A 21232-nucleotide genomic window follows, 5' to 3' on the forward strand; every position below is an offset into this window, starting at 1 on the left:
AACTTATAAAATTTTTCAATTAATGGTGTAGGGCTTTTCTGTTAAGTCAGAAAAGTCCAATTAAAGAGAGTATTTAGGAGGAACTTAATATGGAAAAGATTTTTGTAATTGGTGCAGGTACAATGGGTGCTGGAATAGTTCAAGCATTTGCACAAAAAGGATATGAAGTTATCGTTAGAGATATCAAAGACGAGTTTGTTGATAGAGGAATAGCTGGAATCAACAAAGGTCTTACTAAATTAGTTTCTAAAGGAAAAATAACTGAAGAAGATAAAGAAGCAGTATTATCAAAAATCACTGGAACTACTGATTTAGGATTAGCTGCTGACTGTGATTTAGTTATAGAAGCTGCAGTTGAAAATATGGAAATCAAAAAACAAATTTTCGCTGAATTAGATAAAATTTGTAAAGAAGAAACTATATTAGCTTCAAATACATCTTCATTATCAATAACAGAAGTAGCTTCAGCTACAAACAGACCTGATAGAGTTATAGGAATGCATTTCTTTAACCCTGCAACAATAATGAAACTTGTTGAAGTAATAAGAGGTATGGCTACTTCACAAGAAACTTTTGACAAAGTAAAAGCTATGTCAGAAGCTATAGGAAAGACTCCAGTAGAAGTTGCTGAAGCACCAGGATTTGTAGTTAATAGAATACTTATCCCTATGATAAACGAAGCTGTTGGAATATATGCAGAAGGAATAGCTTCAGTTGAAGATATAGATACTTCAATGAAATTAGGAGCTAATCATCCAATGGGACCTTTAGCTTTAGGAGATTTAATAGGATTAGATGTTTGCTTAGCTATAATGGACGTATTATTTAAAGAAACTGGAGATAGTAAATACAGAGCTCACAGTCTTTTAAGAAAATATGTTAGAGCAGGATGGTTAGGTAGAAAAACTGGTAGAGGATTCTACAACTACAACGCATAATATTGAAAGTTTATAAGGTATAAATTTTCTATAATATTTTAAGGTATATATTATAGGATGAGATTGAAGCAAAGTAAGAGATTGATATTTTATCAATCTCTTTTTTCTTTTATAAAAAGCTTTTTATTTAAATAATTTTATCAGGTTGATTTAATTTAGAAAGTTCATTATAATTAAAAGAATGAAAATTGGTGTTAATTAATAATTTTTATCATTAAAAGGAGGTAGCATGTTAAAAAGATTTATACGTTATTATAAACCATATAAAAAATTGTTTATTTTAGATTTATTAGCGGCATTTTTAGTTTCAGCTTGTGATTTATTTTATCCTATGATTACAAGAAATATAATTAATGATGTTATTCCAAATAGGCAGATAAAATTATTGTTTGTTTTTACAATTGTACTTACTCTAATATTCTTAATTAAGGCAGGATTGAACTATTTTATGCAATATTGGGGACATGTAGTTGGTGTTAGAATGCAAGCTGATATGAGAAGAGACTTATTTGATAAGTTACAGGATATGCCTAATAAGTATTTTGACAATAATAAAACTGGAGTTATTATGTCTAGAATTATAAATGACCTTCTAGATATATCAGAATTAGCTCACCATGGTCCAGAGGATTTATTTATATCATTAGTTATGTTAGTAGGATCATTTATAATTTTATGTACAATAAATGTACCTTTAACAATTATTACTTTTGCTATAATACCTTTTTTACTTTTTTATACTATTCATAAGAGAAATAAAATGAAAAAAGCATTTAAAGAGACAAGAGTTAAAACTGGTGAAGTAAATGCTACTATAGAAAATAGTATTTCAGGGGTTAGAGTAACTAAATCTTTTGGTAATAAGGCTTATGAAATGGAAAAGTTTGATAATAGTAATGGTATCTTTAAGAAAGCTAGAGAACATGCTTATAAGGCAATGGCTGAATATTTTTCAGGGATGTTTTTCCTTGTAGATATGCTTGAACTTATAGTTTTAATAGCAGCTGGATATTTTACTTACTTAGGAAAAATAAATGTAGGAGATTTTGCAGCATACTTATTATATATAAAGATGTTCTTACAGCCTATTAGAAAGCTTATAAATTTCAATGAAATGTTCCAAAATGGAATGTCTGGTTTTGAAAGATATGAAGAGATAATGAATGAGGAAAACGAAAAAGAAATTCCTAATGCAAAGGATCTTAAAGATGTAAAAGGAAAGATTACAATAAAAGATGTTACTTTTAGATATGATAATAAAGAGAGTATTTTAGAGAATTTCAATTTAGATATTGAAGCAGGGAAAATGGTTGCTTTAGTTGGTCCATCAGGTGGAGGAAAGACAACAATATGTAATCTTATACCTAGATTCTATGACTATGAAAGTGGTCAAATTTTTATTGATGATGTGGATATAAGTACTGTTACTTTAAAGTCCTTAAGAGAAAATATTGGTATAGTTCAACAAGATGTATTTTTATTTACAGGAACTATAAAAGAAAATATAATGTATGGAAATCCTAATGCCACAGATGAGGAAGTTATAGAGGCAGCTAAGAATGCATGTCTACATGATTTTATTATGGGCTTAGAAGATGGATATGATACATTTATAGGTGAAAGAGGGGTTAAGCTTTCTGGAGGACAAAAGCAAAGAATTTCAATAGCTAGAGTATTCTTAAAGAACCCAGCAATATTAATATTAGATGAAGCTACATCAGCCTTAGATAATGTTACAGAATATGAAATACAAAAAGCTTTAGAAGAATTAAGTAAAGATAGAACAACCCTTGTAGTTGCTCATAGACTTTCAACTGTTAAAAATTCTGATGAGATAGTTGTATTAACGGATAAAGGCATAGAAGAGAGGGGAACACATGAAGAGCTTATTAAGCTTGGTGGTGTTTATAGTAATCTTCATAATTTATAATTTAGTTTAATTAAAACTGTATTAAGAGTAATTTTATTTGCTTTTAGTACAGTTTTTATTTTTATATAGGAATACTTTACATAATCTTTGAATATACATATAATAGGAGAATTATATTTTATATTTAGCAAGGGTGAATTTATGAATAGTAAAAAGATTGTTAATACTATATATTACATAGTTATTTTTATGTTAGTTATAATATTAGTAAATAATTTTATGAGTAAGTCAGATTCAATATTTAAAGCTGTTGGATTTAGAACATATTCAATATTAAGTGGAAGTATGGAACCAGAGATTAATACTGGAGATTTAGCTATTGTTAAGAGTATTGATTCTGAGGATGTTAAAGTTGGAGATATAATAACATTTAAATATGAGGGGAAAGTAGTTACCCATAGAGTTGTTGAAAAAAATGAAGAGGGATTTATAACAAAGGGTGATAATAATAATGCTAATGATACTGAAATAGTTAGAGTAGAAGACTTAATAGGAAAAGTTTTATTTCATATGCCTTTCTTAGGGTATGTTACAGTATTTTTATCAAAGCCTATAGTAATATCAGGACTTATGGTTCTAATTGCAATAAGCATACTTTGGGATACTTTTAAAGTTGATAAGAAAAAAACAATAAAGGCTTAGATTAATAACATGGAGGGTGATTCGAAAGAACACCTATCCGTGTTTTTCTTTTTAGATTATATAAAAAGACTATTTATTAATAACTTTTATTAGTATAATATTATTAGTATAAGGTTTTAAAATTATAATTTAAAATATTATTTATATGTATTTTTAAAAATAAAGTTTTTATTTATAATAACTAGAAGATAGAAGTTTATAGTAATAAAACTTTATTTTGGAGGGATAATATGTTAGTTGAAAAAGCAAGAGAAAAATGGGATAAGAAACATGATTTAAATTGTGCAGAATGCATAATGTATGCTGCAAATGAAGAATATAATTTAAATTTATCAAAGGAAACTTTAAAAGTAATGTCTTCTTTTGGTGGAGGATTAGCAATAGGAAATTTATGTGGAGCAGCAACAGGGGCAGCCGGTGTTCTAGGACTTATATTTACAGAGGATAGAGGTCATCAAAGTCCACAAACTAGAGCATTAACACGGGAATTTATGGAAAAGTTTTATGATAAATTGGGATACTATAATTGTACTGACTTAAAAGCTAAGTACAAAAAAGATGATGACAGAAGATGCATAGTTATGATAGAAGCGGCAGCTGAGGTTTTAGATGAAATCGTAAGAAGAGAAAGATAGGTGAAAAGAATGGATTTTAAAAGTGTAGAATATGGAGAGAACAAAGTAATATTAAAAGATGCAAAAAACTTTAATATAAAACAAGTTTTTGAATGTGGTCAATGTTTTAGATGGGAAAGAACAGAAAGTGGCTCATATATAGGAGTTGCCTTTGGAAAGGTTATAGAGTTAGCTCAAGAAGGCGATGATGTAATAATATACAATACTAACAAAGAGGACTTTGAAAATATTTGGATTGATTATTTTGATTTAGAAAGAGATTACTCAAAGGTAAAGGAAGCTTTATCTTGGGATGAAACATTAAAGAGTGCTGTTGAATTTGGATATGGAATAAGAATATTAAATCAAGATCCATTTGAACTTGTTATTTCATTTATAATATCAGCAAGAAATAGTATTCCTGTAATTTCAAAGACCATAAAGAAAATTAGTGAAAAATGGGGAGAACCAATAGAGTATAAGGGAAATACTTATTATTCATTCCCAACTCCAGAAAGTCTATCTAAGGCTTCAATAGATGATATAAGAGAGACAGGAGCTTCATTTAGAAGTAAGTATATATGGGAGACAACTAAAAATATATATAATTGTGAGTTAGCTAAAAAGGGAATACTAGATGCACCAGAAGAAGATATAGTTGAAATATTAGAAAAATATGATTTAGAAAAGATAACTAATATGGATGCTGATGGATGTCATAAAGGACTTCAAGAATTTATGGGAGTAGGAGCAAAGGTAGCAGATTGTATAATGCTATTTTCTATGAAAAAAAGTTCTGCATTCCCAGTAGATGTTTGGGTTAAGAGAGCAATGATGCATTTTTATGGAGCAGATGATGCTTCATTAAATAAAATAAGAATTTTTGCAAGAGAGAGATTTGGAGAATATTCTGGATTTGCTCAACAATATCTATTCTATTATGCTAGAGAAAATGGAATAAAAATTTAACAAAAAAACTTACAAACATATTCAGAGAATTACTAAATTTAGCTAAGAATTTAATTTCTAAAGCTTATTTAGATATTCTCTTTATATTGTTTGTAAGTTTTATTTTGATGTAATACATTTTATTAATAACGGCCTTTTTTACGAATAGCTTTGGATTTTTTTATAGTAACATTAGCATCACCAGGTTGCTTTTTTATGAATTTTAAGTAACGCTTAATTTTTTCATCATTTTTAAGTCTTGGAAGAGAATTAAGTCTAACAGCCAATTCATAGTTACTATATAAAGCATGTACTTGTTTATGACAAGGTACACAAAGCCAAGTTGTTTCATCAAATCTTCCACCTTTTTCGCGAGGAATGAGATGATGTTCTGTGACTTTAGGAACTTTTCTTTCACAAAGAGCACATATATGAGTTTCTTTATTCATATTCATCACACCTTAAATAATTAGAATACTTATAAATATTATAATATATGTATTTAAAATTAAAAAAGCCGTTACTTTAATATTTTGAAAATTTAAGAGGATTTATGCTAAATTTTTAAATTAATCTATTTTATTTTAAATATTATTTTTATTTTAAATGTTTATGTTTTTCTAGAGTATAAAATATTTTAGATATTATTGAAAGTATCATTACTAGAAATAAAATGAAAATTGCTAAAAATAAAAAATAAGATTCAGGCAAAACATTTATTATTGGATCTTTTTTAGGATCAAATATCCAGTAATCATTATTGAAAAATATTTTATGGAATATGGTAAAGACTTTCGAGAAGTTTAAGTAAAAACTTAAGATTAAACTAAGAAATATAAATAAAACTTCATAGAAGAAAATATTTAAAGCTTTTACTGATATTTTTAGTTTGAATTTTTTTGAAAGTATAAATAAAATTATTCCTAAAACTAAGCAAGCTAATCCTATTAAATATATTAAAGAAAAAATTTCTTTAACTTCTAAAAAGTGAAATTCTCCAGTAGGGCTTATTTTAAAATTTTTAAACTTAAGGACTTCTTCTTGGGGAGAATTTAAATAATGAATTATATTATTATAGTCATTTAAAATTTCTTCCTTGCTAAGGTTGTTATACTTAGGGATTCTATTAAGTTTAATAAATAGGGAATAGATTACAGGAGAAATATTTAATGTTACAATAACAGAAAATACTACTGAGCTTATTAGTAAATAAAATGAAAACAATATATCTTTTAAAATCTTAATCATTATTTACTCCTTAAAATAATTATTTTTATTTATTCTAGACTTTTTTATTAAATATTAAACAAAAATACATATTTTAAGAAAAATTTTAGTATTAATTTATAGTATGTAGTGTATTAAGAAATAATAATATGGAAATAAGTAATAAATAGAGATGTATACTAAAAAAAGCAAATTAAAGAAATTTCAAAAGAATAGCAGAAAACTTAAGATAAATTATCTTAAACATAGAAAATAATAATAATATATTCTAAATAAATAAATTTAGTTATTGAATTTACAACTGGTAAATTATATGATAATAGTAAGAATTAGCACTCTATATTGGTGAGTGCTAAATAAAAAATAATTAGCATTTTTAAGGAGGGTTTTTTAATGAGTATTAAACCACTTGGAGACAGGGTTGTTATTAAAAGATTAGAAGCAGAAGAAACTACTAAAAGCGGTATAATAGTTACTGGAACTGCTAAGGAAAGACCACAAGAAGCAGAGGTTGTTGCAGTGGGACCAGGAGCAATAGTTGATGGAAAAAGAACTGAGATGGAAGTTAAAATAGGAGATAAAGTATTATATTCTAAATATGCAGGAACAGAAGTTAAGTTCGAGGGGGAAGAATATACTATCTTAAGACAAGACGATATACTAGCAATAGTTGAATAATTTAAAACTATAAGTGATTTAGATATTCATAATAGATTTGGGAGGTAAGTTAATATGGCTAAAACATTATTATTCGGTGAAGAAGCAAGAAGATCTATGCAAGCTGGTGTAGATAAATTAGCTAACACTGTTAAGGTTACATTAGGACCAAAAGGAAGAAATGTTATTTTAGATAAAAAATTTGGATCACCATTAATAACAAATGATGGGGTTACAATAGCAAGAGAAATTGAACTTGAAGATGCTTATGAAAATATGGGAGCTCAACTTGTAAAAGAAGTAGCTACAAAGACTAATGATGTGGCGGGAGATGGAACTACTACAGCTACATTATTAGCACAAGCCATTATAAGAGAAGGATTAAAAAATGTAACAGCAGGGGCAAATCCTATATTAATAAGAAATGGAATTAAGACTGCGGTTGAAAAAGCTGTAGATGAAATACAAAAAATTTCTAAGCCTGTAAATGGAAAAGAAGACATAGCTAGAGTTGCTGCAATTTCAGCAGCTGATGAAAAAATTGGTAAGTTAATTGCAGATGCTATGGAAAAGGTAGGAAATGAAGGCGTTATAACTGTAGAAGAATCTAAATCAATGGGAACTGAGTTAGATGTTGTTGAAGGTATGCAATTTGATAGAGGATATGTATCAGCTTATATGGTTACTGATACTGAAAAAATGGAAGCTGTCTTAGATAATCCATTAGTATTAATAACAGATAAGAAAATAAGCAATATCCAAGATTTATTACCATTACTTGAGCAAATAGTTCAAGCGGGTAAAAAACTTTTAATAATAGCTGATGACATAGAAGGCGAAGCTATGACAACATTAGTTGTTAATAAATTAAGAGGAACATTTACTTGTGTTGCAGTTAAAGCACCTGGATTTGGTGATAGAAGAAAAGAAATGTTACAAGATATAGCTACTTTAACAGGAGGAGTTGTTATATCTGATGAAGTAGGTGGAGATTTAAAAGAAGCTACATTAGATATGCTTGGAGAAGCTGAAAGTGTTAAGGTAACTAAAGAAAGTACTACAATAGTTAATGGAAGAGGAAACTCAGAAGAGATTAAAAATAGAATTAACCAAATAAAAATGCAATTAGAAGCTACTACTTCTGAATTTGACAAAGAAAAATTACAAGAAAGATTAGCAAAATTAGCAGGTGGAGTTGCAGTGGTTAAGGTTGGAGCTGCCACAGAAACAGAGCTTAAGGAAAGTAAGCTAAGAATAGAGGATGCTTTAGCAGCTACAAAGGCAGCTGTTGAAGAAGGAATAGTTCCAGGTGGTGGAACAGCTTACGTAAATGTAATAAATGAAGTTGCAAAATTAACTTCTGATATACAAGATGAACAAGTTGGTATAAATATAATTGTAAGATCTTTAGAAGAGCCTATGAGACAAATAGCTCATAACGCAGGACTAGAAGGTTCAGTTATAATAGAAAAAGTTAAAAATAGTGATGCAGGAGTAGGCTTTGACGCTTTAAGAGGAGAATATAAAGACATGATTAAAGCAGGAATAGTTGATCCAACTAAGGTTACAAGATCAGCTCTTCAAAATGCAGCATCAGTAGCATCAACATTCTTAACAACAGAAGCAGCTGTAGCAGATATTCCAGAAAAAGAAATGCCTCAAGGTGCAGGTATGGGAATGGACGGAATGTATTAATAAAAGAAGGATAAAAAGGATGACTTAACTGTCATCCTTTTTTTATTTACTTTTATATTGAAAATAATTACATAAGATGATTAATTTGGTTTAAATGTCGAAAAAGTGATTGAAAAGTTTATGAAAATAGGGTATTTAGAAATTAATTGTAATTAAAAGTATTAATTTTAAGTTTTTAATTGGTATAAAAAATATATATTAAAAAAAATAAAAAACATTGTATTATTTTGTAGACAACTGGGAAAAAATGTGTTATTATAAATACATAAATTACAAATGATCTTTGAAGAACAAAAGAATTATAAACACTAAAGATAAGATAATGACTAACAAATGAATTCATAGAACGAAAGATATTAAAGTTACATATGAGTGAAGTTTGAAGATAGCTTTTGCTATTAAAACAAAAGACATTAGAGAAATACGAAAGAATTTATAGAGTACTTAAGTAAGTTAGAATAAACAAAAGATTTAAAAAAACCAAAGATTTTAAGATAACTTAAGACTTTAAATAACATAAGAAATTAAATATACAAATGATATATAAAAAGAGATTCTTTTAAAGAATCTCTTTTTTTGTGCATATAAATGGTAAAAATGTCCATAATCCTAATATAAATCTAAAGTTAAAGATTTTTTAACTTTAAAAAATATAAAGGGAGGACTATAAATGTCATTAATAAAAATAAGTTTAATGCTTAGAAAAAGAAATGAACGTAAAAGAAATAAGAAAGGTGGATTCACATTAATAGAATTAACTGTTGTTTTAGCTATTATGGCTATAATTTTAACAGTTATAGCTCCAAATTTCTCATCTGTTAAAGATAGTGCTAAGACAAAAGTAGATCAACAAAATTGTGCTGCTATTGAAAGATCTGTGGAAATGTTGTTAGCGGAAGATGTAATTTCAAGTAATGTAAAAAATATAAATATAACCTTAGATGATGGAAAGATAGAATTTAAGGGGATAAGTGGTGAAAGTGAAAATAAGTTAAAGGATTTACTTGAAGATTTAGATAAGCCTCAAAATGGAAACTCTTATAATGTAAATATAGAAAATGGAAGAAAAGTTACAGTGTCTATAGTATAAATATACTTTAATTAAAGTAATTTTATAGGGGCTGTATAAAATATAATAATAAAAATTATTTTGCTACACGCCCTTATTTTTTAGGATTTCAAAAGATATAATTTAATCATTTATTAAGTACTATTTAAGAATAATATTAAATAATTAAAAAAATTAAATTATTAGTATAATGATTAAAAAAGCTTAATCAAAAATATTTACAAAAAATTTCAAGATGTTTATAATGGTTATGAAATATTAATAAATAATTCATTTTTGAATAATTTTGGAGGAAATGTGTCTATAATATTTTTTTTATTTGGATTAATAATTGGAAGTTTTTTGAATGTGTGTATTTTTAGAATTCCTGCAGGGGAGTCTATAGCATTTCCGCCTTCACATTGTGGTACATGCAAAAAACAATTAAAGCCTATAGATTTAGTACCTGTTTTTAGTTATTTATTTTTAGGTGGAAAGTGTAGATATTGTAAAAGTAAAATATCTATAAGGTATCCACTAACAGAATTACTTACAGGTTTTCTGTATTTTTGTGTGTATAAATATTATGGTATATCTTTTTTGACAGTTAAGTATATAGTCTTAATTACATTTCTCATAGTAATTTCATTTATAGATTACGATACCCAAGATGTTTACGTGGTTACTACTTATCCAGCTATAATACTTGGGATTATTTTTGCGCTAATAGAAAAGTTTTATTTTGGAGAAAATATTTTAAATTACTTTATAGGATTATTAATATCTGCCTTAGTAATATTTTTAATTAGTAAGTTAACTGGAGCTATGGGGAGTGGAGATATAGAGATACATGCCATAGCAGGAATTTTTTTAGGGTGGAAATTAGCAATAATAAATATATTTTTATCATTTATTATTGGTGGAGTAATAGCAGTATTAGCTATTTTATTTAAACAAAAGAAAAAAGGTGATTATATAGCCTTTGGACCAGCTATAGGAATATCTACTATTATTTTAATATTTTTTGGAAACATAATAATACCAATATATTTTGGATTTTAAAAAGTTTAATATATTAGTTGAAGTTATATAGTTTTATAGTTAAATTTTTTGCTTAAAAAGGAGGCATTTTCTTTGATTAGTTATCAGAAAAAGCGTTTAGGAGATATACTAATTGAATCAGGAAAGCTTACAGAGGATAAGCTTAAAGAAGCGTTATTAATTCAGAAGCAAGTTGGAAAGAGGCTTGGAGAAATCTTAGTTGAACAAAATTTTGTTACTGAAGAGGATATAATAGAAGTTTTAGAAAAACAATTAAATATTGAAAGAGTAAATCTTGAAATTATAAGAATAGATAGAAGAGCTATAAAGATGATTTCAGAAAATGTTTGTAGAAAACATTTGATATTTCCTTATGAAGTGGATGATAATACCATAAAAGTTGCAATGGCAGATCCCTTAGACATAGTTGCAATAGATGATGTTGAGATTTCTACAGGTTTAAATGTGCGCCCTTATATAGCTGTAAAACAATCTATTCAAAGAGCTATAGACATATATTATTCAAACCAAAAGGTTTTATCAGTTGCAGAAGAATTATCAAAAGCTTCTGATGAAGAAAACAATGAACTTAATTTAGACAAAATTGAGGAAATAGATAATTTAGATAATGCTCCTATTGTAAAAATGATAGAGTATGTTATTAAAAATGCAGTTGAGGAAAGGGCTAGTGATATACATATTGAAACTTATGAAAATATATTAAGAATTAGATATAGAATAGATGGTAAGTTACATACAATATCTACTTTGCCAGTAGATACTCTAGCTCCTTTAGTTACTCGTGTTAAGATCCTAGCTAACTTAGATATATCAGAGAAAAGACTTCCTCAAGATGGAAGAATTCTTACTAAGGTTGGAGATAAGCAAATTGATTTAAGAGTATCTATTCTTCCTATGATAACAGGGGAAAAGATAGTTATAAGAATAATAAATAAAGAAAACTTCATAATTTCTAAGGAAGGACTTGGACTAAATAATTTTGAGCTTGCTCTGTTAGACAAAATAACAAAGCATTCTAATGGAATAATTCTTGTTACAGGGCCTACAGGAAGTGGTAAAACCACAACACTTTATACTATTTTAAATGAGCTAAACACAGAAAGTAAAAATATTATTACTGTAGAGGATCCTGTTGAAGTATCAATTGAAGGAATTAACCAAGTTAATGTTAATACTAAAGTTGGCTTAACATTTGCTACAGGATTAAGATCTATATTAAGACAAGACCCTGATACCATAATGGTTGGGGAAATAAGAGATACTGAAACAGCTCAAATAGCGATAAGATCAGCTATTACAGGTCACTTAGTTTTATCAACTTTACATACTAGTGATGCTCCATCTAGTGTTTTAAGATTAGAAGATATGGGAGTTCAAAGATATTTGATTGCAAATGCTATTAAAGGAGTTATAGCTCAAAGACTTGTAAGAAGAATTTGTCCAAATTGTGGACAAACATATGAAGCTACACCATATGAAAAAGAAATATTAAATATAGATAAAAATGAAGAAATTATACTTCGTAGAGGAAAAGGGTGTGCTTATTGTAATAATACTGGCTATGTAGGTAGAATGGGTATTTATGAAATTATGGAAGTAACTAAGGAACATAGAGATGCTATTTTAGAAAATAAAAGTGCAGATATTCTTAAGGAAATTTCAATTAAACATGGTATGAGAACTCTTGGACAAGCGTGTAGAAGTTTAGTCTTAGAAGGAAATACCACAGTTGAAGAAATGTTAAATATAACTTACGATATGTAATTTGGTGAAAGAAAAGGAGAGGAATTATGGCAAATTTTAAATATAAAGCTATTAATTCAGAAGGGCAAAGAATAGAAGGTTCTCAAAGTGCTGATTCTGAAAGCCAAGTTAGGGAAATGCTTTTATCAAATCAATATTATCCTCTAAGTATAGAAAAGGAAAATAGTAAAAGTAAAAGCAGTCTTTCTTTTAATCGTAAGGTGAAGCTTAAGGATATAGCAGTATTTTGTAGACAGTTTTATGTTATGTTAGATTCTGGATTGTCTATTGGTAAAACTTTAAATATATTAATAGAGCAAGGTGAGAAGCCAAAGCTTAGGGAAGCCTTGATTGGAGTAAATTCTGATATAAAAAGAGGGGAAACCCTAGCAAATTCCATGAGAAAAAGAAAGGATGTTTTTCCCAACTTACTTACTAGCATGATTGATGCTGGTGAGAGAAGTGGTAACTTAGATATAATCTTAAAAAGAATGGCTGAGTACTATGAAAAAGAGACAAAGATAAGAGGAAAGATAAAAAGTGCTATGATTTATCCAATAGTTCTTGGAGTAGTGGCTATTATTGCTATTACATTTATTCTTACCTTTGTAATGCCAACCTTTGTACAGATGTTTGAAGAAAACAATGTAGATCTTCCAACATCAACTAAGATGGTTCTTGGGACAAGCAAAATGTTGGGAAAGTATGGAATAATAATTTTTTTAATTTTAGTAACAGCAATTATATTGCTTGGCAAATATTTAAAGAGTGAAGAGGGTCAATATAAGTTAAGTGTAATAAATTTAAAGATCCCAGTAATAAAGAAATTAACTCAAAAAATAATAGTTTCTAGATTTACAAGAACAATGGGAATAGTATCATCAAGTGGAATGTCCTTAGTAACTTCACTAGAAATAGTTGCCTCTGTAGTTGGAAATAAAATTGCAGAGAAGGAATTACTAAAAGTAAAAGAAAAGGTCTTAAAAGGTGAAGGACTAGGAGATTCAATAATGAAAATGAAAATCTTTCCACCAATGCTTGCTTCAATGGTTAAGATTGGAGAAGAAGCAGGTTCACTAGATAGCATACTAGATAAAACAGCAGACTTTTATGATGATGAACTAGAAAGAGAAATACAAACAGCAACAGCATTAATAGAACCAGCAATGATAGTTCTTATGGGAGTAATTATAGGATTCCTACTAATTTCAATATTAACACCTATGTTTAAAATGTATAACAGTATAGGTTAAAAGGATAATTAATAAGAATTAAAAGTTTAGCTTTTAATATAAATTACATATTATTTTAAGGAGGAAAACCAATGAATACAAAAAAACAAAACAAGAAGAAAAAAGGTTTTACGCTAATTGAACTTATTATAGTAATAGCAATAATAGCAATATTAGCAGCAATAGCTATACCAAATTTCTTATCAATACAAAGAAAATCAAAAGTTAAAGCAGATATAGCAAGTGCAAAAACAATATATGATGCAACATCAGCTTTAATTGCAGAAGGTAAGATAGTACCAGGATCAACTGATTTTGGGAAATTGGATTCTGTTACTCCAATAAATGATAAAACTAATAAAGATGTTTTAGATTTACAAGGATATTTACAAACTATACCTACTCCTAAGTCAGTAGATAACTCAACATTTGCAATTTCAATAACTAAGTCTGAATCTAAACCTGAGATTAAAGTTTATATAAAACCAAAAGCAGGAAATGCAATTGAATTGTATCCTGAAACTCAAAATAGTGAATATGATTTAAATAAATAATAAGGAGGGCTAGTAATGTCTTTAAGAAAACAAAATAAAAAGAAAAAAGGTTTTACGCTAATTGAACTTATTATAGTAATAGCAATAATAGCAATATTAGCAGCAATAGCAATTCCAAACTTCTTGTCAATACAAAGAAAATCAAGAGTTAAAGCAGATATAGCAAGTGCAAAAACAATATATGATGCAACATCAGCTTTGGTTGCCGAAGGTAAGATAATACCAGGAACAGAATTAAATACTGTAACTGAAATTGAAACTAATCCAAATGCTAAAGACGACGTTACAGATATACAAGGGTATCTTCAAACTATACCTAAACCAAAATCAATTGATGGTGGTGTATTTGCAGTAGAAGTTTCAGGCAAAGAAGATTCACCAGTTATTAAGGTTTACATTCAAGCAAATGGTAAAGATTATTTAGTTTATCCAGATGGAAAAGAACCATATGATTTAAATGGTGATGGAACTGGTACACCAAAAGAAGAAACTAAATCTTCAAATACAACACCAGCACCTTCAAATACATCAGCATCAGCAACTAATGAAAAAAATAATTAATAGTATTAAAAGTTTTAATATTAGTGAAATAATAAGGTGATTTTTTAATTATAATGAAAAAAGTGTAAGGAATTTTTCCTTGCACTTTTAAACTATAAAGGTAAAGGAGGGAAAGTTTTGGCAATAGGAAATAAAGAGAAAAAGAGTATATTGCAGATGGATGTTTCGGATATAATCAAAGCTATTAAGAAGAAAAATTCAGGGAAAAAGAATGATAAAAAAGGTAGTAAGAAAAAATCTAAGATTGTTATATGTAAAAAAGCTATTTCTATTGATGTTGGAAGTGAGAATACCAAGGTTGTGGTTGGGAGATATCATAGAAACAAGGTTAGTATAGACAAAGCTTTTTCTTTTAAGACTCCTGAAGGAAGTATAGAGGATGGTCATATTAAGGATATAGATAGTTTGGCTATGGCTATTAATGATGCTTTGGATTCTAATAATGTTAAGAATGATAATGTAATTTTTACTACAAATAGTACTTCTATTATAAATAGAACAATTATTATTCCAAAGGTGGATGAGGATGAAATAGAATCAGTTATTAAGTACGAAGTTCAGCAATATCTGCCTATAAATTTAGAGGATCATATGATTCAATATAATGTTTTAGGAGAAAAGGTTATTGATGGGAATGAAAAGCTAGAGGTTTTAATTGTGGTTTATCCAAATAGAATGGTTTATTCCTATGCAGAACTTGTTAATAAAATTGGTGGAAAACCATATGCTTTAGATTTAAATTATAATTCTAAAAGAAAAGCTTATTATGTAATGAATCCTGAAATAAAGGAATCTGTTTTAAGTATTGATATGGGAGCAGAAAATATAGGATTAACAATAATGAAAGATAATGAGTTAATACTGATAAAAACTACAAAATCTGGTGGGAATTATTTAAACAGTAAAATATCAAAAGTATTAGAAATTTCATCGGAAAATGCAGAGATGCAAAAGAGAGAAAATTGCAATTTGATGAACAGAGAAGAAGGGCCTTTAGAGCATGTTGTTAGAGAGGTTGTAGATTCTTGGTTTGATGAAGCAAATAGAATAATTAAATATTATAAAAGTAAAAGTACTCAAAATAATATAGACAAGATATATCTTTGTGGAGGAAGTTCAAACATAAAAGGACTAGAAAGATATGTATCAACTAAACTAAATATGAAAGTAAAGATAGTTCAAGGAAATAGCAATATAGAATTTAAAAAAGGTGTAGAAGAAGTGAATATTTCAGAATACATAAACGCTATTGGAGCCTTAATAAGACTTTAGGTTGGTGATAAATAATGAGAGATTTTAACTTTTTCTCCCATATAGCTGAGGAAAGAAAAAGTGATTCAAAAAGAAAGTATATAGGATTTGGAATAGTTGGAGCCTTAGCCTTTATATTTGCAGTTAACTTTTCAGTAAATATGATAAAAGAACATGTTTTAGGTAAAAACATAAGTTATTATCAAGGAGAAATAGATAATCCAGATATGCAAGAAAAGTTAGGTATAGCAATGAAGGTGGAAAAGGAACATGATGATTTAGAAAAGTATTATAATAATGTGAAAGTTGCTACAGGACAAGTTTATGATAATAACTATGTAACTACTCAAAGAATTAAAATAATAAATAGTACTGTTCCTAAGGATTTAGTATTTACTCAAATAAGTATAGACAACAAAACATTAACTATACAAGCATTATCAAAAACAAGAAGTGCTATAAGTGATCTTCAATATAACTTAAATAATTTAGGTTTTATAGAAAATACATATATAAGTGGAATTGGAGAAAGAAATGCACAGGGAGACTATTCATTCTCCATAAGTTGTACTTTAAAGGAGGTAGGAAATAATGAAAATTAATAAAAGAGAAAAAACTTTATTATTTGTCCTAGCTCTAGGGGTTGTTGGTTTTGGATACTATAAAGTGGTTTGGGACTATCAATATAACAAATTAAAGGATTTAAAATCAAAAGAACTAAAAGTAAAGCAAGAATATAATGATGATGTGAAAATGGTTAATTCCATAGAACCTAATAAGGAAGAAATAAATATTTTTAATTCAGAAATTCAAAACTTAACATCAGGCTTTTATTCAAACATATCACAGCCTAATATAATATTAGAATTAAATAATCTTATGAATGATGCAAATGTTAAAGGAACTATGAGTTTTTCTGAAATAAAAACTATGCCTGTTATTGAAAAGCAAGAGGGAGATTCATCTAGTAAAAGTGAGGATGATGAAAATAAAAACCAAATACAGGGAATAGTTAATGATTATAATAATATAACCGATAAGAAGAAAAATGAAGATAAAAAAGATAAAAAACCAGAGGAAATTTATAACTTAAACCAAATGACAGTTTCATTAAGTGTAAATGGTACTTATGATAATGTTATGAAATTTATGAAGTCTATTGAAGAGAATCCAAAGCACATAAATATACTTAATTTTAATTTAAGTGCACAAACTGATGGAAATGTATCAGCAAATATGAATATACAACTTGTTGCAATTCCAAAGATAGATGCTTCAAAAGAAGAGTTTACAACAGCTGATGAGAAGTATGGTAAGGAAAATCCATTTTCAGGAGCAAGTGCGGTTGGAACAGGAACAATAGAAAATGAATTAGAAAATTCAAAGGTTAAGAATGATTTCTTAATGACTGTTAGACCTATAAATTCAGATTTGCCAACAATAGTTTTAGGTAAAGCAGATGATAAAGATAAAAAAACATATTTAAATAATGATGAAAACTCAGTAAGTAATATTGAGATGTACATTTCAGGTGATAATGGAAAGTACTATTATAAATACAAGGTTGAAGGAAAGAGTTACCCAACAAAATTTGAAGGTAATGGAGAAGAATTTAAACCAAATGGAAATGACATAAACTTTGAAATATTCTCAGAGAAGAGAGTAAATAAAGATGATAAATCTGGAGCTAACATAAAAATAGTGAATAGTTCAGATAAAGAAGTTAATTTAATAATAAATAAAGATGACGAAAAAAGTCCAAGAGTTAATGTAACCACAGATGGTAAAGTTAAAGTGATTAAAAACTAATAGAAAAGGTGTGTGAAGCTATGGGTATCAAAAAAAGAAAAAGTAAAAAAGGGTTTACAGTAATAGAAGCTATAATTAGTTTGGTTTTGTTTACTTTAATAATGATACCCCTAGGTAGCTTTACTTTAACAGCAGTTAAAACATCAGTAAAAAGTGCTACAAAGGAGCAGGCTATAAATGCTGGACAAGGTGCCTTAGAACAATTAAAAACAATTAAGTTAAATCAGCTAAATAAAATAGATTCAGATGCTAATTATAGTGAGAGTCATAAAGCTACATTGAAGATTGGAAATTTAAATGTTATAAAGACAAAGGACAATCCAATTTATAAAGTTGAAGGTGAATATGTAGATCCTAATAATAAGAAGAAATTTAACATAGATGGAGACATAACGCAGGGTAAGCTTGAGGATAATGGAGAAAATGACAAGGAACATGCTTTTAATGACACTAGTCTAGGAATTGATTATATGGTGTATATAGGAAATAGCACTATAACAGTACATAGGTTAATTAAAGAAGGGGATGATAACTACAATCCAATAGTTAAACCTGGTTGGTATGTAATTAAATATAATAATATAAATAAGGATGGAATCAATAAAAAAAGAATACTAAATCTTAATATAACTAAAAATGAAGATGGAAAGATAGATATTAGATGTGATAATGAGGGCCAACCAGTTAATAACGATCAGTCTAGTAATAACAATAAAAATTTATTAGATAAAAACAGTGTTGATAGAAATATAAACAATATAAAAGTACGCTTTTATGAAGATTCTATAAATAAGGAAATAAACTTAAAAATAGCAAATAAATGCATAGGAAGTCAATTGAATGTTTATACATACAAGAATAAAGGGAGTGGAGTAAGGTATAACATTTATACTTCAACTGAAAATCCTCATGGTGATGTAAGTGTATTTAAGAATTATATAGAGGGAAATAGTGAAGATTTAAGAGGTCAATTATTTAATATTAATTTAAAGGTTAAGGAAAAAGATGAGGTTCTTTATAACCTTAATACAACAGAGTTTATAGGAGGATGATAGCATGTTTTGTAGGAAAAAAAGAAAAGGGGCAACTCTTGCTTATGTAATAGTGGTATTAGCAATAATTGCTGTAATAGGTACTGCTATAGTTTCACTTTCTTTAACAAACTATAAGGCAATGATTGTCCATGGGAAGAAAACTCAAAATTTATATATGTCAGAATCAGGACTTGATAAAGTTCAAAAAGCCTTAGATATTCTTACTGCTAAGGCTATAACTTATGGAAATGATGCTGTTGCGAAAGAAGATGCATCATTATCATCAGAGGAAGATTTAAAATCAGGTGGTAATAAAACAGATGATGGTTATAAAAAAATATCATCTGAAAAGGAAGAAAGTCAGAATAAAATATTCAAGAAAGCTTATAAGGAATATATTATAAAGGAATTAAATCCTAATAGTGAAGTTAGTAAAAATGAAAAAGTATTTTTATTAGAAAATAATAAAGTTAAGTTTAATAACAATTTAATTAAAATGGCTGAAGAAGATAAAAATAAAGAAAAAAATGAAGAGGGTAATTATGATATTACTCTTATTGATATAAATAATAAAAAAGTATCTAATGGAAGTGGTTTAAGTGGAATTTTAAATTTTAAAACCACATCTGACAAGGATAAAAAGGAAGAAGTAAGTTTAAGATTAGATTCTAAGTTTAATGTTAAAGAATCAGATGGTAATAAGAACTATAAAGATGTATCTTTAACTTTTAATATTGAGGTTCCAGATTATAATGGAGCTTATAAAATTGAAGAGTTTCCTTTATATAATGTATGCTCAAATGGTTTAGTTGTTGGAGAAAACTTAAATATTGGTACAGGATCTACATTAAATGTGGATGGTGGAATTTTTGTATCAGCAAATGTTGTTAAGGATAAAGAAGATTTAACAAGTGGAAATATAGTTAATAAAAAAGATGGAGATGGGGTTGTTATTAACGGAGGAACACTTAGTGTTAATAATGGCTCTTTGGTAAGTAAGAATGATATAAGACTTGGTGGAGAAGGAAGTAATTTAAAAGTTGGTTGTGAAACAGAAAATAGTAAAAATAATAAGAGTAATTTAAATGATGAATCAAAAAAATCTGATAGTAATTTAAATAACAACTTAGGTGTATACACAGGAAATATAGGAATAAATGGAGATAAGATTGGTTTTGACAAAGATGTTAGTAAAGGAAATATTACTTCTAATTATCCTGTTTATGCAATGAACGATTTAATATTAAATGGAAAAAAATCATCAATAAATTTAAATGATGGTTTTTATGGGCTAAATAGTAATAGAACTGAAGATAAATTAACAGGTAAAATAAATAATTCTAGCGCAATTATAGTAAACACAGATGATATAGGAAATGGATCAAGTATAAAAATAGGACAAGAAGCTATTATAATGGGAACAGCTTACATAAATACAAAGCCTGAAGCATATCAAACTGGAGAGTCTGTTTCTGTTAAAGGAAATTATATAGCCTATACAGTTGATAATGGAAATGTGGAATTTAAATATTATAATCCACTACAACTTGTAAAGCTAGATTCTGTTGGTGAAAAGGCAAAATATTTTAAGGATAATGTTAAAAATGCAAAGGGAACTAAACATTTAGATGGAATAAGTTTACCTAATAATACAACTAGTATTGGAGCTACAATAAGCAATAATGAAGTAAGGCAAAATAATGATAACTTAGACAAGACCACTGGCGTTAGAATAAATCAAGTTAATCAATATGAAAAGGCAATTAATTATATAGGAAGCTTAATTAATACAACAAATAATGATAATTCAGAAATTGAATTTCCTGATAAGGAAGTAAGAAAAATTGTAAATATTAAAGAGAGTGATGGAAAGTTAACTAAGGCAATAATCTATATAGATTCTAAAAATGATAAGGGTGGAAATCTTACAATTAAATATGGGAATTCAACAGATGTAACTGATAATGAAATAAATCTAGGAAATGGAATTGGTGCAGGAATAATAGTTACAAAGAAAAATGTAATATTAGATTCTAAAGATAAAAGTTTAAAGTTTAATGGAACTATTATAACAGCTGATAATCTAGATGTTAAAGAAAGTAAAAAAATTGACTTAGTATATGATGACAATATTATAAAAAAAATAATATCTCAAAATTACAATTATTTTAAAAATTTATTTAGAGGACAGGTTTGTAATAATTTTATTACAATAAAATCACAAACCAACATGAGTGATAATACTTTAAATTTAGTTAAAACAAGTAATTGGGAAGTAAATTAAGCT

The 21232-nt window shown here is 27.6% G+C and carries 20 protein-coding genes; 18 read left to right on the plus strand and 2 right to left on the minus strand.

Going from position 1 to position 21232, the window contains the following annotated elements; genetic code table 11:
• Positions 1-89 precede the first annotated feature (89 nt).
• From ACYUCG_RS12695 to ACYUCG_RS12715, 5 genes are all read left to right on the plus strand, one after another.
• Positions 90-938, plus strand: a complete 849-nt coding sequence (locus tag ACYUCG_RS12695; protein WP_139934106.1) for a 3-hydroxybutyryl-CoA dehydrogenase — start codon at positions 90-92, stop codon at positions 936-938.
• Positions 939-1167: 229 nt separating this feature from the next.
• The gene (locus ACYUCG_RS12700; protein WP_460268716.1) at positions 1168-2868 is read left to right on the plus strand and encodes an ABC transporter ATP-binding protein; all 1701 of its coding nucleotides are present in this window, start codon (positions 1168-1170) and stop codon (positions 2866-2868) included.
• Positions 2869-3009: 141 nt separating this feature from the next.
• The gene (locus ACYUCG_RS12705) at positions 3010-3510 is read left to right on the plus strand and encodes a signal peptidase I (RefSeq protein ID WP_221363941.1); all 501 of its coding nucleotides are present in this window, start codon (positions 3010-3012) and stop codon (positions 3508-3510) included.
• A gap of 230 nt (positions 3511-3740) precedes the next feature.
• On the plus strand, positions 3741-4145 hold the full coding sequence (locus ACYUCG_RS12710) for a C-GCAxxG-C-C family protein (protein WP_460268717.1): 405 nt from the start codon (positions 3741-3743) through the stop codon (positions 4143-4145).
• A gap of 9 nt (positions 4146-4154) precedes the next feature.
• Complete coding sequence (locus ACYUCG_RS12715) at positions 4155-5093, plus strand: DNA-3-methyladenine glycosylase family protein (protein WP_415319527.1); 939 nt, start codon at positions 4155-4157, stop codon at positions 5091-5093.
• A 122-nt stretch (positions 5094-5215) separates the two neighbouring features.
• Here ACYUCG_RS12715 and ACYUCG_RS12720 read toward each other — a convergent pair whose 3' ends face one another.
• Both ACYUCG_RS12720 and ACYUCG_RS12725 read right to left on the minus strand, forming a co-directional pair.
• Positions 5216-5521 (minus strand): HNH endonuclease, encoded by a 306-nt coding sequence (locus ACYUCG_RS12720; protein ID WP_060796829.1) that lies wholly within the window; start codon positions 5519-5521, stop codon positions 5216-5218.
• A gap of 148 nt (positions 5522-5669) precedes the next feature.
• Positions 5670-6320, minus strand: a complete 651-nt coding sequence (locus ACYUCG_RS12725; protein ID WP_060796828.1) for a TIGR01906 family membrane protein — start codon at positions 6318-6320, stop codon at positions 5670-5672.
• Positions 6321-6692: 372 nt separating this feature from the next.
• Here ACYUCG_RS12725 and groES point away from each other — a divergent pair, with 372 nt between their 5' ends.
• The 13 genes from groES (at position 6693) to ACYUCG_RS12790 (ending at position 21229) form a co-directional block, all read left to right on the plus strand.
• Positions 6693-6977: a co-chaperone GroES gene (groES, locus tag ACYUCG_RS12730; protein ID WP_003454296.1), complete on the plus strand. Its 285-nt coding sequence runs from the start codon at positions 6693-6695 to the stop codon at positions 6975-6977.
• A 54-nt stretch (positions 6978-7031) separates the two neighbouring features.
• Entirely contained in the window at positions 7032-8651 is a 1620-nt protein-coding gene (groL, locus tag ACYUCG_RS12735) for a chaperonin GroEL (RefSeq protein WP_060796827.1), read from the plus strand.
• 670 nt (positions 8652-9321) lie between these two features.
• Positions 9322-9741: a type II secretion system protein gene (locus ACYUCG_RS12740; RefSeq protein WP_139934100.1), complete on the plus strand. Its 420-nt coding sequence runs from the start codon at positions 9322-9324 to the stop codon at positions 9739-9741.
• Between the two features lie 276 nt (positions 9742-10017).
• Positions 10018-10761, plus strand: a complete 744-nt coding sequence (locus ACYUCG_RS12745; protein WP_057232101.1) for a prepilin peptidase — start codon at positions 10018-10020, stop codon at positions 10759-10761.
• 72 nt (positions 10762-10833) lie between these two features.
• The gene (locus ACYUCG_RS12750) at positions 10834-12525 is read left to right on the plus strand and encodes a GspE/PulE family protein (RefSeq protein ID WP_460268718.1); all 1692 of its coding nucleotides are present in this window, start codon (positions 10834-10836) and stop codon (positions 12523-12525) included.
• A gap of 26 nt (positions 12526-12551) precedes the next feature.
• On the plus strand, positions 12552-13757 hold the full coding sequence (locus ACYUCG_RS12755) for a type II secretion system F family protein (protein ID WP_460268719.1): 1206 nt from the start codon (positions 12552-12554) through the stop codon (positions 13755-13757).
• A gap of 71 nt (positions 13758-13828) precedes the next feature.
• Complete coding sequence (locus ACYUCG_RS12760; RefSeq protein ID WP_460268720.1) at positions 13829-14290, plus strand: prepilin-type N-terminal cleavage/methylation domain-containing protein; 462 nt, start codon at positions 13829-13831, stop codon at positions 14288-14290.
• 15 nt (positions 14291-14305) lie between these two features.
• Positions 14306-14851, plus strand: coding sequence for a prepilin-type N-terminal cleavage/methylation domain-containing protein (locus ACYUCG_RS12765; RefSeq protein WP_460268721.1), 546 nt, complete (start codon positions 14306-14308; stop codon positions 14849-14851).
• Positions 14852-14968: 117 nt separating this feature from the next.
• Positions 14969-16123, plus strand: a complete 1155-nt coding sequence (pilM, locus tag ACYUCG_RS12770) for a type IV pilus assembly protein PilM (protein ID WP_460268722.1) — start codon at positions 14969-14971, stop codon at positions 16121-16123.
• 14 nt (positions 16124-16137) lie between these two features.
• Positions 16138-16704, plus strand: a complete 567-nt coding sequence (locus ACYUCG_RS12775) for a PilN domain-containing protein (protein WP_460268723.1) — start codon at positions 16138-16140, stop codon at positions 16702-16704.
• Complete coding sequence (locus ACYUCG_RS12780; RefSeq protein ID WP_057232087.1) at positions 16694-17911, plus strand: hypothetical protein; 1218 nt, start codon at positions 16694-16696, stop codon at positions 17909-17911. Before ACYUCG_RS12775 ends, ACYUCG_RS12780 begins: the two co-directional genes overlap by 11 nt.
• Positions 17912-17931: 20 nt before the next feature.
• Complete coding sequence (locus ACYUCG_RS12785; RefSeq protein ID WP_460268724.1) at positions 17932-18963, plus strand: type IV pilus modification PilV family protein; 1032 nt, start codon at positions 17932-17934, stop codon at positions 18961-18963.
• Between the two features lie 4 nt (positions 18964-18967).
• Positions 18968-21229 (plus strand): hypothetical protein, encoded by a 2262-nt coding sequence (locus tag ACYUCG_RS12790; RefSeq protein ID WP_460268725.1) that lies wholly within the window; start codon positions 18968-18970, stop codon positions 21227-21229.
• Positions 21230-21232 lie beyond the last annotated feature (3 nt).

The organism is Clostridium sp. CTA-17 (genome assembly GCF_054767895.1).

Bases quoted from the DNA above. Each gene is read 5' to 3' on its own strand.
- groL (WP_060796827.1), top strand. From the start codon at position 7,032: ATGGCTAAAACATTATTATTCGGTGAAGAAGCAAGAAGATCTATGCAA.
- ACYUCG_RS12785 (WP_460268724.1), top strand. From the start codon at position 17,932: ATGGGTATCAAAAAAAGAAAAAGTAAAAAAGGGTTTACAGTAATAGAA.
- ACYUCG_RS12695 (WP_139934106.1), top strand. From the start codon at position 90: ATGGAAAAGATTTTTGTAATTGGTGCAGGTACAATGGGTGCTGGAATA.
- ACYUCG_RS12755 (WP_460268719.1), top strand. From the start codon at position 12,552: ATGGCAAATTTTAAATATAAAGCTATTAATTCAGAAGGGCAAAGAATA.
- ACYUCG_RS12790 (WP_460268725.1), top strand. From the start codon at position 18,968: ATGTTTTGTAGGAAAAAAAGAAAAGGGGCAACTCTTGCTTATGTAATA.
- ACYUCG_RS12780 (WP_057232087.1), top strand. From the start codon at position 16,694: ATGAAAATTAATAAAAGAGAAAAAACTTTATTATTTGTCCTAGCTCTA.
- ACYUCG_RS12765 (WP_460268721.1), top strand. From the start codon at position 14,306: ATGTCTTTAAGAAAACAAAATAAAAAGAAAAAAGGTTTTACGCTAATT.
- ACYUCG_RS12775 (WP_460268723.1), top strand. From the start codon at position 16,138: ATGAGAGATTTTAACTTTTTCTCCCATATAGCTGAGGAAAGAAAAAGT.
- ACYUCG_RS12715 (WP_415319527.1), top strand. From the start codon at position 4,155: ATGGATTTTAAAAGTGTAGAATATGGAGAGAACAAAGTAATATTAAAA.
- ACYUCG_RS12705 (WP_221363941.1), top strand. From the start codon at position 3,010: ATGAATAGTAAAAAGATTGTTAATACTATATATTACATAGTTATTTTT.
- ACYUCG_RS12710 (WP_460268717.1), top strand. From the start codon at position 3,741: ATGTTAGTTGAAAAAGCAAGAGAAAAATGGGATAAGAAACATGATTTA.
- ACYUCG_RS12760 (WP_460268720.1), top strand. From the start codon at position 13,829: ATGAATACAAAAAAACAAAACAAGAAGAAAAAAGGTTTTACGCTAATT.
- ACYUCG_RS12740 (WP_139934100.1), top strand. From the start codon at position 9,322: ATGTCATTAATAAAAATAAGTTTAATGCTTAGAAAAAGAAATGAACGT.
- groES (WP_003454296.1), top strand. From the start codon at position 6,693: ATGAGTATTAAACCACTTGGAGACAGGGTTGTTATTAAAAGATTAGAA.
- ACYUCG_RS12700 (WP_460268716.1), top strand. From the start codon at position 1,168: ATGTTAAAAAGATTTATACGTTATTATAAACCATATAAAAAATTGTTT.
- ACYUCG_RS12725 (WP_060796828.1), bottom strand. From the start codon at position 6,320: ATGATTAAGATTTTAAAAGATATATTGTTTTCATTTTATTTACTAATA.
- ACYUCG_RS12720 (WP_060796829.1), bottom strand. From the start codon at position 5,521: ATGAATAAAGAAACTCATATATGTGCTCTTTGTGAAAGAAAAGTTCCT.